Origin of the sequence: Marinomonas lutimaris (assembly GCF_019426345.1) — a bacterium.
GTDB lineage: Bacteria > Pseudomonadota > Gammaproteobacteria > Pseudomonadales > Marinomonadaceae > Marinomonas > Marinomonas lutimaris.
This window is the reverse complement of the sequence record NZ_JAHLLW010000017.1, coordinates 1-12,707: the sequence shown is the minus strand read 5'-3', so window position 1 is coordinate 12,707 and position 12,707 is coordinate 1. Positions and strand designations below refer to the sequence as shown.

Sequence of the window (12,707 nt, the reverse complement as noted above, 5' to 3'; positions counted from 1 at the left end):
TACTAATTGATTAACTCTAATTCCGTCAATTTTCCTCAAATGAGCTAATACAAAACCCGTTTATGAACCTTACCGACTTAAAACAGAAATCAGTACACGAACTTTTAGAAATCGCAGCAGAAATGGGCCTAGAAAACATGGCTCGTTCTCGCAAGCAAGATGTTATTTTCTCAATCCTAAAGCGTCATGCAAAAGGTGGGGAAGACATTTATGGCGACGGTATCTTAGAGATTCTACAAGATGGCTTTGGCTTCCTTCGTTCACCTGACTGCTCATACTTAGCAGGTCCAGACGATATTTATGTATCACCAAGCCAAATCAGACGCTTTAATTTACGTACTGGCGATACTATTGCCGGAAAAATTCGTCCACCAAAAGATGGCGAGCGTTACTTTGCTCTACTAAAAGTCAGCGAAATCAACTTTGACAAGCCAGAAAGCGTTCGTAACAAAATTCTTTTTGAAAACTTAACACCCTTATTCCCTGATGAACGCCTATTGATGGAAGCTGGTAACGGCTCTACTGAAGACGTGACATCTCGTATCATTGACCTTGTTGCCCCAATGGGTAAAGGTCAACGTGCATTGGTTGTTTCGCCGCCGAAAGCTGGTAAGACGTTTATGTTACAAAACATCGCCAATGCCATTACTCGTAACAATCCAGAATGTCATTTGATTGTGTTACTGATTGACGAACGTCCAGAAGAAGTAACCGAAATGTCTCGTACCGTTCGCGGAGAAGTGGTTGCCTCTACATTCGATGAACCACCAACTCGCCACGTTCAAGTAGCTGAAATGGTACTCGAAAAAGCAAAACGTCTAGTGGAGCATAAACGTGATGTTGTTATCCTATTGGATTCCATCACACGCTTGGCACGTGCCTACAACACTGTTATTCCTTCATCAGGCAAGGTATTGACTGGTGGTGTGGATGCAAACGCACTAGAACGCCCAAAACGCTTCTTTGGTGCGGCACGCAACATCGAAGAAGGCGGTAGCTTAACTATTATCGCAACGGCGCTTGTTGATACAGGTTCTAAAATGGATGAAGTTATCTTTGAAGAATTCAAAGGTACAGGTAACTCCGAATTGCACCTAGACCGTAAAATTGCTGAGAAACGTACTTTCCCTGCAATCAATATTCGTCGTTCAGGTACTCGCCGTGAAGACTTACTGACATCTGAAGATGAACTACAACGTATGTGGATTCTTCGTAAACTACTGAATCCGATGGAAGACGTTGCAGCAACAGAATTTTTGATTGACCGTCTAAAAGTAACTCAAACTAATGATGAGTTCTTTGAGTCAATGAAAGGCAAAAATAAATAAGTAGATACTTCTGCAGCGAGAAGTCTGCGGTAGAAAAGCCACTTTACGAAGTGGCTTTTTTTTACTTACATAATCAACCAAATTCCGCCGCTACCATCTTTAGGGAGCGTGACTAATATTGGAGTCGTTTAAATGAAAGAAATTACCGCGACGGTAAGTGCTGTTGAATCAATCAACCAAAATGTATATCAGATTACCTTAAAGGTAGATGATCTAACATTTGAAGCTGGCCAATATCTAATGGTGGCACTACCAACAGGCGAGCAAGTTCCTTATTCCATCGGTAGTGCACCGCATGAGCTGCCATTTTTGACACTATATATTCTTGTTTCAGATTCTGCATCTCTTGCCAGTAAAGTCGTTGAGCACATTAAGTCCAACAATAGCATTACAATAAAAGCACCAGGTGGAGACTGTCATATTGCCAATGGCGTTCTAGATTCTAATCCAGAAAATATCTTATTGATTGCTGGTGGAACGGGGTTTGCTCAAATAAAAAGCCTGTACAGCCATTTGGTCGAGCAAAATTTTACTGGTAATGTGTCATTCTACTGGGGGCTAAGAACCTCAGAAGATGTCTTTGCTCAGGGCTGGCTAGAAGAAGCACACAAGTACACACCTTTTACATTAGATGTCATAGTGAATGAGAAAGGCGATGAATGGCACGGACGAAGCGGCTGGTTATACGAAGCGGTTTTAGCTGATCATCCAGATCTCAGTAAAAGCGCAGCTTTTATCAGCGGATCTGTTGGCATGGTGTATGGCACGCTTGACCAGTTGGAACTAAAAGGTCTTAGCAAAGAAAACTGCTTTTCTGACGTTTTTGCATATGCACCACACCCAGATAAACCAGTACTCTGATACTATTTATTGATATAAAAAGTGATGGATAGCAAAAGGGAGCAATCAGCTTATTTGGTGCTCCCTTTTTATTATTCAAGCAGAGGCAATAAAATATTAAGCCGCTGTGGAAATTACTGTTTCCCACAATGCTTTAATGTTTTCTTGATCACCGTCTGTTACGCCTTCGGCTTCCAGTGTATCTTGTAAGACTCCAGTGAAAGCATGATCAAACTCTTCTCGCCCTTCTCCTTCTGTACTACTATGCAAGCCCAAAAGCCCTAGAAGATAAGCGCAGTAAAATAGCTGATCACCTTCTTCTGCTTGATGCTCCATGTCTCGCAATCTGTCACACAACTGATCTGCGCGGTCAGCAAAGGTTATTGTCATATTCAATCTCACAATGGTGGTATTAATTTAATCTACAAAAAAGCTGGGGATTCCCAGCTTTTGAAAAATGTATTCTATCAAGGTAAGTTACGTTAAGGCTTTAATTTTAGAGTCTCTAATGTGTTCGCTCGAATAGAAAGAAGTAAGTCGGTATTTTCTACCAATGATTCACCGTAAGAAGGCACCATTTCTTTCATTTTCGCTTGCCATTCAGGCGACTCGACACGCTCAGGGAAACAACGTTCTAGAATACCAATCATGGTATTCACTGTTGTTGAAGCTCCAGGAGAAGCACCTAACAAAGCGGCAAGAGAACCATCTTGAGTCGTAATTGCTTCGGTTCCGAATTCTAGCTTACCGCCTAGTTTCTCGTCTTTCTTAATGATCTGAACTCGTTGCCCAGCGTACGCAAGCTCCCAATCTTCATCCTTTGCATCAGGAAAAAACTGACGCAATGAGTTACAGCGGTCTTTATGAGATTGCATAACTTCACTAATCAAGTAGCGAGTCAGGTCCATGTTGTTTTTACCAACGCTTAACATTGGTTTGATATTGTCGAAGCGAACACTCTTCGGCAAATCAAAAAATGAACCTGTTTTTAGAAATTTCGTCGTAAAGCCAGCAAATGGACCAAACAAGATAGCTTTTTTGCCATCAATGATACGCGTATCCAAGTGCGGTACAGACATAGGTGGTGCACCAATAGGCGCAGCGCCATAGACTTTGGCAAAATGCTGTTCAACCAATTCCGGTTTTTCACACACTAGCCACTGACCGCTAACAGGGAAACCACCAAAACCTTTGCCTTCCTGCACTTCTGCTTTTTGCAACAAAGGCAAAGCACCACCGCCAGCACCTAGGAAGACAAATTTTGCGTCGATGGTTTTGCGAGCGCCATTCTGCTCAATCTCAACGTCCCAGCGGCCGTCAGATCGTTTTTGTAAATCTTTAACTTCACAATTAAGGTTTAACTCGAAGTTGTCCAAGCCTTCTAAATGCTTACTCATATTACGAGCAATAGCACCAAAGTTTACATCAGCACCATGTTCAACACGTGTTGCAGCAAGTGGTTCACTGTCATTACGGTTATTCATAATAAGAGGCATCCATTCTCTCATTTTTTCACGGTCTTCCGTATATTGCATTTCTCTAAAAGCAGGATGTGCACTCATTGCAGCATGGCGAGCTTTTAGCATGTCGACGTTACGCTGCCCCCATACAAAACTTTGATGTGGCACACGATGAATAAACTCCTGAGGCGCTGGCATCAAACCTTGTTTTACAAGATAAGACCAAAACTGAAGACTGATTTCAAAGGCAGCGTTAATAGTGACAGCTTTATCAATATTGACAGAGCCATCAGTATTTTCAGAAGTATAATTAAGTTCGCAGTATGCAGCATGGCCCGTACCAGCATTATTCCAGCCATCGGTACTTTCCTTTGCAATACTCCCTAAACGCTCAACCATTAATATGGTCATGCTAGGGTCCAGTTGCTTTAGTAACACTCCTAGGGTAGTACTCATGGCACCACCCCCGACTAGTAAAACGTCTACAGAATTTGAGGTCATATGATTTCGCCGTGTCATAGCCAATTGTGAATTTGAGAGTGATGCAGAAAAAGGGCTTTTGACCAGCAGCAGTATGTCAGAACACACGACTTTACTTTCTCCACCCTCTCATCAGAACGCCTTTGCTCGTATGCCGAAAGTACATAGAAAATCAGCTTAATAAGGGATTCTGAGCAGGTGTAAATCAATTATACGGATTTTAAAAATAATGTCTTGAGACCTTAGTATAAGAATGTAGATATATTCACATTTGCACTTTCACGATAATGCTCATTTTATTGACTTTAGCGACAAGAAAGACGATGTTAACAACATTAAGAAAAAACATGCTTCGATTTCGCTGTTATATTAAAAAAATAATGTTCAGTATAAATATACTAAATTCTATATTTTATGTACTGAAGGAGTGTGCCTATGAAAGCACAAGATATCATGGTGAAGAATGTCATCTGTGTCGAAATGGATGAGCGCTTACCTAATGTCAGACAAATCATGGAAACGAATGGTTTTCATCACCTACCAGTAGTTGAAAAAGGCAAACTGGTTGGCATCATTTCAGATAGGGATCTGTTGCGCCTAATCAGCCCTTTTATTGATAGCGTTTCAGAGCAACCTAGAGACTTAGATACGTTAAACCGAGCTGCCCATCAAGTAATGACACGACAACCGATTGCGGTCAAAGCAGAAACGCCTATTGAAGACATTGTTGCTTGGCTAAAACGAGTAGACATTTCCTGTCTTCCAGTGACGGACGACGAAGATCATGTCATTGGTATTATTTCGTGGCGTGACCTTGTCAATCACGCCACATTTTAGTTTTAGCGTCTATTGTATTTTAAATTAATGGGTTTTGGCTTGATCACCCAGTAAATCAACCAAATCGTCTTCAGTAAATTCATACTTTTCTGCACAGAACTGGCAGTCGACCTTCACGCTACCTTGTTCGATAAGAAGCTCGCGAATCTCTTCAGTGCCTAAAGACATAACAGCGTCTAAAGTACGCTGACGAGAACAAGAACAACCAAACTGCATTACTTTTGTATCGTACAAGCGAACTTCTTCTTCGTGGTACAAACGATGCAGCAACTCGCCTGTTTCAAGGCCAAGTAATTCATCTTCTTTCACGGTAGAAGCTAAATGAGTCAAACGTTCCCAAGCATCTTCGTCGCCTTCTTTTGCCTGCTCTTCTGGCAAACGCTGCAAAAACAAACCACCACATTGTGCACCATTAGCCGCCAACCAAACGCGACTTGGTAACTGTTCAGACTGAGAGAAGTACTGCTCAAGGCATTCAGACAAAGTATCACCAACAATTTCTACAATACCTTGATAACGCTGACCATTACGTGGTTGGATAGTAATTGCCAAGTAACCGCCTTTAAGCACATCTTTTAAAGAAATAATCTCAGGCACTTCTTGGTTGTCATCCCATTGAGCAATACCACGAAGGTTTTGCTGCTCGTCACATTCCGTCATCAAGGTCGACAGAAAGCCGTTGCCTTTGGCTTGAATAGACAATACTCCATCTATTTTGACGATGTCTCTTAATAGCGCAATCGCAGCAACAAACTCACCAAGAAGTTTTTCAAGCCCTAGAGGGTATTCTTTACGTTTGATGATTTCTTGATAAGCGTCATTCAGTAACACTCGTTCGCCACGAACATTACTATTATCAAAGGAAAAACGCTGTATTTCATTGATGGTTACATTGTTCACAAAGCACACCTTGTTCAGGCTCAAAGCCTGACTAAAAGAATTCAAATTAATATTACAGCCATTTTACCCTTGAGCTGATCAATCATCCACTTTAAAACCGTCATTAACTGGGGATATGTAATGGGAATATGCACGCTTGCTATTTCGTTTAGTCTAGCAGCACTCTAAAATGTTCAGCATTACGTTTTCTATTGAAACGACGATTAAAACGGCCAACATCATTTCTCATTAATTAGAGATAAGAGATTCCTAGTTTTTATGATCCAATTTACTGAAGTTAGTTTACAGCGCGGCACTCAGTTCCTACTTGAAGATGCCAGCCTCACCATTTTTGAAGGCCAGAAAGTCGGCCTCATTGGTGCCAATGGCGCAGGCAAATCCTCCTTATTCGCCATGATCAAAGGCGAGCTACATGCAGACACCGGCGAAGTTGTTTTACCAGGGCAACGACGTATAGCCTTTATGGCTCAGGAAGTGGAAGAAACACAACGCAGCGCATTGGATTATTGCCTAGATGGTGATGACAGGCTCAGAGAAATAGAACGAAATATTGCAAAAGCACAAGCAAGCGGAGACGATCACGCTCACGCCAGCTGGTTAGGTGAATATGAAAACGCTCATGGCTACACGGCGCAATCAAGAGGCGAAACACTTCTTCAAGGTCTAGGCTTCAAAATGACAGACATGCAAAGACCCGTGTCTGACTTTTCTGGTGGCTGGCGAATTCGCCTTAACCTTGCCAAAGCTTTAATGTGCCCTTCCGATGTACTCTTGCTCGACGAGCCAACCAACCATTTGGATTTGGACGCTGTCATGTGGCTGGAGAACTGGTTGCGCCAATACCCCGGCACCTTATTATTAATTTCCCATGACCGCGATTTTTTAGATGGTATTTGTAGTCACATAGTTCATCTCTATCAAAAGCAATTGGTGCTTTATAAAGGTAACTACTCGGATTACGAACGCCAACGCGCTGAACACTTGGCACAACAACAAGCTAACTACGAAAAACAACAAGAGAAACGCGCTCATCTACAACAGTATGTAGACCGCTTTCGCTATAAAGCCGATAAAGCCAAGCAAGCTCAGAGCCGCTTAAAAATGCTCGAAAAGATGGAAATTATCGGCCCAGCCCATATCGACTCGCAATTTGAGTTTACGATTCCGGTTGCCGAAAAAACCTCTCAGCTGTTGGTTAATTTATCACAAGCTGATTTGGGTTACACATCCGAATCTGGCGCAAAAACCGTTCAGCTTGGTAATACCAACTTTGCCCTTCGAGATGGGCAACGCATTGGTTTACTTGGCCCGAATGGCGCAGGTAAATCGACTCTAATCAAATCCATTGTTGGCGAAATCAGCATTTTGGCTGGTGATCGCATCTTGGGAGAAAACCTAAAAATCGGTTATTTCTCACAGCATCAACTCAGCGCCCTCGACTTAGAAGCTTCGCCGTTACTGCATATTCAACGACTCACACCAAAAGTACTTGAAAGCGATATTCGTCGTTATTTAGGTGGCTTTGGGTTTATTGGTGACGATGCATTGCGTGCGGTAAAAGGCTTTTCAGGCGGCGAAAAAGCGCGTTTAGCCCTGTCGTTAATCTCTTGGACCAAACCAAACTTATTGGTACTCGATGAGCCAACTAACCATTTAGACATCGAAATGCGTCAAGCATTAACAGAAGCCTTGCAAGAGTTCCCTGGCTCCATTTTATTGGTATCTCACGATAGACATTTACTTAACAGTACCGTCGATGAATTTTACCTTGTTGCTGACCATCAAATCCAAGCGTTCGATGGTGACTTGCCGACTTATCATGCATGGTTACAAGCAAGACAAGCCAGCGCCGCACAACTTGAAAAAGGCGAGCTAGCAGGAGACAAACTCGATAAAGTGGATCGCAAGGAAGAACGACGTAAAGCCGCTGAAATGCGCGAAAAATTACGTCCGCTTCACAAGCAGATCGAGAAGTATGAAAAGGCGGTTCAAGCAGCACAAGAACACCTTGATCGCATTGCTGAAGCGATGGCTGACTCCAGTCTTTATGAAGCCGATCAAAGAGAAAAATTACAAAGCTTGTTAAGCGACGAGGCGAAATGGAAAAAAGCTCAAGCGGAAAGTGAAGAAGCTTGGTTCGAGGCACAAGAAGAATTGGAAGAAGCCGAAGCGCAACTCATCTAAACTCAAACAAAAAAAGAACGGATAAACAAAGACTAAGTGCTATAAATCCGTAAAGTTTTGTCTTAACACAAAGCTTTTAATCTGGCACTGACTTAATATTGTAACAATACTAAAGTACATTCATACACAGCGAAAAGGAGAGATATTGGATGACATTTCCATACACTCGTATGCGTCGCATGCGTAAAAATGATTTTTCTCGCCGCCTGATGCGCGAACATCGCCTTACTGCAGACGATTTAATCTACCCAATGTTTATTATCGAAGGCAATAATGTGCGTGAAGCCATTCCTTCCATGCCAAACATTGAACGCCTTTCTATCGACCTACTTTTAGAAGAAGCCAAAGAGCTTGTCGAATTGGGCATTCCTACGATCGCACTCTTTCCCGTTGTAGAAAGTGATAAAAAGTCCTTGCTAGCCGAGGAAGCTTATAATCCAAATGGTTTGGTACAACGTGCTGTTCGTGCCTTAAAAGAATCTTTTCCAGAACTTGGTGTACTAACAGATGTTGCGCTAGATCCTTATACCACTCACGGTCAAGACGGTATTATTGATGACTCAGGTTACGTGCTGAATGACATCACCGTCGACACTTTAGTTAAACAAGCGCTTTCACATGCCCAAGCTGGCGCAGACATAGTTGCACCATCTGACATGATGGACGGGCGCATTGGTGAAATCCGTGATGAACTTGAAGCCGAAGGCTTTATTAACACGCTTATCATGGCATACGCCGCCAAATACGCTTCGGCATATTATGGTCCATTCCGTGACGCGATCGGCTCAAGCGGCAACCTTGGCAAAGGCAATAAATTTACGTATCAGATTGACCCGGCTAACTCCAACGAAGCCATCCGCGAAGTGATGCTAGATATAGAGGAAGGCGCGGATATGGTCATGGTAAAACCTGGTATGCCTTATTTAGACATCGTACGCCGAGTAAAAACAGAACTTGAAGTACCAACGTTTGCTTATCAAGTAAGCGGAGAGTACGCGATGCACATGGCCGCCTTTCAAAATGGCTGGCTAGATAAAGATACGGTAATGATGGAATCACTCCTAGCATTCAAACGCGCTGGTGCAGATGGCATCCTGACTTACTTTGCAAAAGATGCAGCACGCCTGCTGAAAACTAAAAGCTAACGGCTTTTAGTAAAAATAAACACACAGAATCGGTGACCAGCAGGCTGCGTTGGTGTAATTTGTTAGTATATGCCTACATACTGTAGGCAAAGGAACAATGATACCAACAACACAATAAAACGGTATTTAGAGAGAATTAAAGCGCATGTCTGAGCAGTCGGTGAACGAAATAGATAAAAAAGAAACCATTCCTAGTCCTCCTTTAGAGTTGGACGCAGAGCTTGTTTTAGAACCCATTCCGGAACAACCACAAGATCCCAATAAGGTTGCGATTGAAGAGCGCCTACCTGAAGAGATTGATCTAGCTGATCCAGAACTCTACTTCAACCGCGAGTTAAGTCACTTACAATTTAACGCGCGCGTTCTTGAACAAGCCATGGATGAAAACCACCCAATTTTAAACCGACTGATGTTTCTGTGTATCTTCAGCTCAAACATGGACGAATTCTTCGAAATACGCGTCGCAGGTTTAAAAAGCCAATTAGAATACAGCCGTGAAAAGAATGGCCCTGACGGCATGCACCCTAAAAAAGTGCTTGGCTTAATTAGCGAACACGCTCATAAATTAGTACGTCGTCAATACCGCATTCTCAACGACATTATTTTGCCCAAACTGGCAAATGAAAACGTTAAGTTTATTCGTCGTACTGTATGGAATGAAAAACAAGCCGCTTGGGTAAAACGCTACTTCCGTGACAATGTATTGCCCATCATCAGCCCTATCGGCCTCGATCCGGCACATCCGTTCCCAAGACTAGCGAACAAGACCTTCAACTTTGTTGTTGAACTGGAAGGTCGTGATGCCTTTGGCCGCGAAAATGGCCTTGCTATTGTTCCGGCACCAAGCTCGCTACCGCGCTTGGTAAAACTACCAGATGACGTTTGTGAAGGGGGAGATAATCTAGTTTTTCTTTCTTCTATCATTCATGCCCATGCTGATCAATTATTCCCAGGCATGACAGTCAAAGGCTGTTTCCAATTCCGCCTTACCCGTAATGCCGATTTAGAAGTAGACTCCGACGATATTGGTGTTGACTTGGCTGGTGCGTTACGCACAGAGTTACAGAGTCGTCATTACGGCAGCTCAGTGCGATTAGAAATCGCCGAAAACTGCCCACTTCATATCGTCGATTCTTTGCTTAAGCAATTTGATTTAGAACAGCAAGATTTGTATCGGATAGATGGTCCTGTAAACCTTAGCCGTCTTATGGCAGTGCTAGAACTCGTTGACCGTCCCGACCTGATGTACCCTCCTTTTTCACCAGGTTTGCCAAGAAAACTCGCTAGCTCTGGTGGATTATTCGAGGCAATTCGCCAACGTGATTATCTGCTGATGCATCCGTTTGAGAGCTTTTCACCTGTTATTGATTTATTGAGCGAAGCAGCAAAAGATCCAAGCGTTGTCGCTATTCGTCAGACGTTATACAGAACGGGGTCTCGCTCGCCGATTGCCAATGCATTGGTTGAGGCCGCTCGTAACGGCAAAGAAGTCACTGTGGTCATCGAATTACGCGCTCGCTTTGATGAAGCAGAAAACTTAGCCTTAGCAAGCCGCTTACAGGACGCTGGTGCCATTGTTGTCTATGGTGTTGTTCGTCATAAAACCCATGCCAAAATGATCCTAATCGTCCGTAGAGAAGGCGCAGACCTAACTCGTTACGTTCACTTGGGCACAGGTAACTATCACGCAGGTAATGCTCGCCTCTACACCGACTATAGTTTTATGACCTGCGATAAAGAGATTGGCGATGATGTTCATCGCGTATTCCAACAACTCACTGGCATGAGCAAAGAACTGAAGGTCAAAAAACTATTACATGCTCCATTCACCCTTCGCGATCGCTTGCTGGAAATGATTAATAGAGAAGCGGAAAATGCCCTCAATGGTGACCCTTCTCGCATCATCATTAAAGTGAACTCTTTAACTGAGCAGAGACTTGTTCAATCACTCTATAAAGCATCCCAAGCGGGCGTAAAAATAGATTTAATTGTTCGTGGAATCTGTACATTACGTCCAGGTATCAAAGGCATATCGTCTAATATTAGGGTACGAAGCATCATAGGACGGTTCCTAGAGCACACTCGTGTGTATTACTTCTATAACAACCGCAATCCACAGGTTTATCTATCTAGTGCTGATGGCATGGACAGGAACTTAAACAACCGCATTGAAGTCGCCTTCCCTCTTCAGGATTATAAACAGACTCGCCGAGTGAAAAAGGAACTTGAATATTACCTAACAGATAATACGCAAAGCTGGATTTTACAAAGCGACGGCTCATACCAGCTATCCAAACCTAGAAAAGGCGAATACCGCAGCGCACAACGAGCATTACTTAGTGAATTAGCCGATAATACTCGATAATCCTCAAAGCGCTCATATACATAAAGCCCAGCATCAGACTGGGCTTTTTTGTGCATAAAAATAGAGTTTATCCCCAAGTATTACGAAACACCGACACTATCAAGCCTTCACATACTGTCACTTTAATAGAGTGATAATCATTTTTTTTGTCTGTCTGTGAATACGACCATCCTCTATCTATTCACGACAACTGTATATAGAATAATCAAAAATGTGCATAGAATGAGTTAAAATCATACAAAAGAGGCACTCTTATGAAAAAGGTCCAAAAGTTCTTTTCAGCTTTAATTATTGCACTCCCTCTTACAGCACAAGCCCAAACAGTAGAACTAACGACAATGAACTGGCCACCATTCTATGCAGAAAGTTTAGAGAAAGGCGGCTTCATTACAGCTATTGTAGAAGAAGCACTTGCTGAATCAGGTTATGACTCTACAATCGAATTCACAGGCTGGCAAAACGCATTGGACAACGCAAAAAACGGTGACAAAGACGCTATTGTCGGCGGCTACTATTCCGAGGAAAGAGCGAAAGAATATTATTTTTCAATCCCCATCTACACGGTTTTAGCAGGTTTAATCAAAAAGCCTGACTTCCCTCTTACTAATTATTCTTCATTTGAAGAGCTTGATCAGTACACTATTGCAAAGTTGAAAGGCACTGTAATCGGAGAATCATTTGATAACTTCCCATTTACAAACCTTAAAGAATACGCAGAAGTTTCTGATGCAATTAAAGCATTAGATTCTGATGAGGTTCAGCTGTACGCAGACAGTTTAGCCGTCGCAAAAGAAGCAGCTAAAGCCGCAGGCATTGATGGTTCCCAGCTACAGATACTTCTTCCCCCTCTAGAAGAAAATGATCTATACCTATTGATAGCAAAGTCAGCACCAAACGCGGAAGAACTTCGTGATGCTTTTAATAAAGGCTTAATATCACTTCAAGCTTCTGGACGTTACGACGAAATCTTAACGGAATTCAATCAGCAGTAAGATGCTTACCTGATATCCAACAAGCCCTAACAGCATAGCTATCAGGGCTCCAAACGACCCCGTCCTGTTAAGCAAGGCGGGGTTCTTTTCTTTGAAAGCTTGACGATGCTTATCTCCTTGCGGGACTCACACATACGTGTCTTTGATAAAGAGCCCCACACGTGGGAGAGGTTCTT

10 protein-coding genes are annotated in these 12,707 nt (G+C 42.8%); 7 read left to right on the top strand and 3 right to left on the bottom strand.

Annotated features, from left to right (window positions below):
• Positions 1–62: 62 nt before the first annotated feature.
• Both rho and KPL72_RS16340 read left to right on the top strand, forming a co-directional pair.
• Positions 63–1,328 carry a transcription termination factor Rho gene (rho, locus tag KPL72_RS16345; RefSeq protein WP_072842412.1) on the top strand — a complete coding sequence of 422 codons (1,266 nt, stop codon included), beginning with the start codon at positions 63–65 and terminating at the stop codon, positions 1,326–1,328.
• A 132-nt stretch (positions 1,329–1,460) separates the two neighbouring features.
• The gene (locus KPL72_RS16340) at positions 1,461–2,189 is read left to right on the top strand and encodes an NAD(P)H-flavin reductase (RefSeq protein ID WP_212916652.1); all 729 of its coding nucleotides are present in this window, start codon (positions 1,461–1,463) and stop codon (positions 2,187–2,189) included.
• A 96-nt stretch (positions 2,190–2,285) separates the two neighbouring features.
• On the opposite strand, the gene KPL72_RS16335 is transcribed toward KPL72_RS16340, so the two are convergent.
• A complete protein-coding gene (locus KPL72_RS16335; RefSeq protein ID WP_212916653.1) occupies positions 2,286–2,558 on the bottom strand; it encodes a YfcL family protein in 273 nt (90 codons plus the stop codon).
• 92 nt (positions 2,559–2,650) lie between these two features.
• Positions 2,651–4,201 (bottom strand): malate dehydrogenase (quinone), encoded by a 1,551-nt coding sequence (gene mqo, locus KPL72_RS16330; protein ID WP_430010744.1) that lies wholly within the window; start codon positions 4,199–4,201, stop codon positions 2,651–2,653.
• A gap of 342 nt (positions 4,202–4,543) precedes the next feature.
• Here mqo and KPL72_RS16325 point away from each other — a divergent pair, with 342 nt between their 5' ends.
• Positions 4,544–4,945 (top strand): CBS domain-containing protein, encoded by a 402-nt coding sequence (locus KPL72_RS16325; RefSeq protein WP_212916654.1) that lies wholly within the window; start codon positions 4,544–4,546, stop codon positions 4,943–4,945.
• 24 nt (positions 4,946–4,969) lie between these two features.
• On the opposite strand, the gene hslO is transcribed toward KPL72_RS16325, so the two are convergent.
• Positions 4,970–5,845 carry an Hsp33 family molecular chaperone HslO gene (gene hslO / locus KPL72_RS16320; protein WP_219703757.1) on the bottom strand — a complete coding sequence of 292 codons (876 nt, stop codon included), beginning with the start codon at positions 5,843–5,845 and terminating at the stop codon, positions 4,970–4,972.
• A 258-nt stretch (positions 5,846–6,103) separates the two neighbouring features.
• On the opposite strand from hslO, the gene KPL72_RS16315 reads away from it, so the two are divergent.
• The 4 genes from KPL72_RS16315 (at position 6,104) to KPL72_RS16300 (ending at position 12,531) form a co-directional block, all read left to right on the top strand.
• The gene (locus KPL72_RS16315; protein WP_219703756.1) at positions 6,104–8,029 is read left to right on the top strand and encodes an ABC-F family ATP-binding cassette domain-containing protein; all 1,926 of its coding nucleotides are present in this window, start codon (positions 6,104–6,106) and stop codon (positions 8,027–8,029) included.
• 149 nt (positions 8,030–8,178) lie between these two features.
• Complete coding sequence (gene hemB, locus KPL72_RS16310; RefSeq protein WP_219703755.1) at positions 8,179–9,174, top strand: porphobilinogen synthase; 996 nt, start codon at positions 8,179–8,181, stop codon at positions 9,172–9,174.
• Between the two features lie 145 nt (positions 9,175–9,319).
• On the top strand, positions 9,320–11,539 hold the full coding sequence (ppk1, locus tag KPL72_RS16305) for a polyphosphate kinase 1 (RefSeq protein ID WP_212916658.1): 2,220 nt from the start codon (positions 9,320–9,322) through the stop codon (positions 11,537–11,539).
• A 254-nt stretch (positions 11,540–11,793) separates the two neighbouring features.
• On the top strand, positions 11,794–12,531 hold the full coding sequence (locus KPL72_RS16300; RefSeq protein ID WP_219703754.1) for a substrate-binding periplasmic protein: 738 nt from the start codon (positions 11,794–11,796) through the stop codon (positions 12,529–12,531).
• Positions 12,532–12,707 lie beyond the last annotated feature (176 nt).

Excerpts from the sequence above, each read along its gene's own strand:
- rho (WP_072842412.1), top strand. The coding sequence starts at position 63 with ATGAACCTTACCGACTTAAAACAGAAATCAGTACACGAACTTTTAGAA.
- KPL72_RS16340 (WP_212916652.1), top strand. The coding sequence starts at position 1,461 with ATGAAAGAAATTACCGCGACGGTAAGTGCTGTTGAATCAATCAACCAA.
- KPL72_RS16335 (WP_212916653.1), bottom strand. The coding sequence starts at position 2,558 with ATGACAATAACCTTTGCTGACCGCGCAGATCAGTTGTGTGACAGATTG.
- KPL72_RS16325 (WP_212916654.1), top strand. The coding sequence starts at position 4,544 with ATGAAAGCACAAGATATCATGGTGAAGAATGTCATCTGTGTCGAAATG.
- KPL72_RS16315 (WP_219703756.1), top strand. The coding sequence starts at position 6,104 with ATGATCCAATTTACTGAAGTTAGTTTACAGCGCGGCACTCAGTTCCTA.
- hemB (WP_219703755.1), top strand. The coding sequence starts at position 8,179 with ATGACATTTCCATACACTCGTATGCGTCGCATGCGTAAAAATGATTTT.
- ppk1 (WP_212916658.1), top strand. The coding sequence starts at position 9,320 with ATGTCTGAGCAGTCGGTGAACGAAATAGATAAAAAAGAAACCATTCCT.
- KPL72_RS16300 (WP_219703754.1), top strand. The coding sequence starts at position 11,794 with ATGAAAAAGGTCCAAAAGTTCTTTTCAGCTTTAATTATTGCACTCCCT.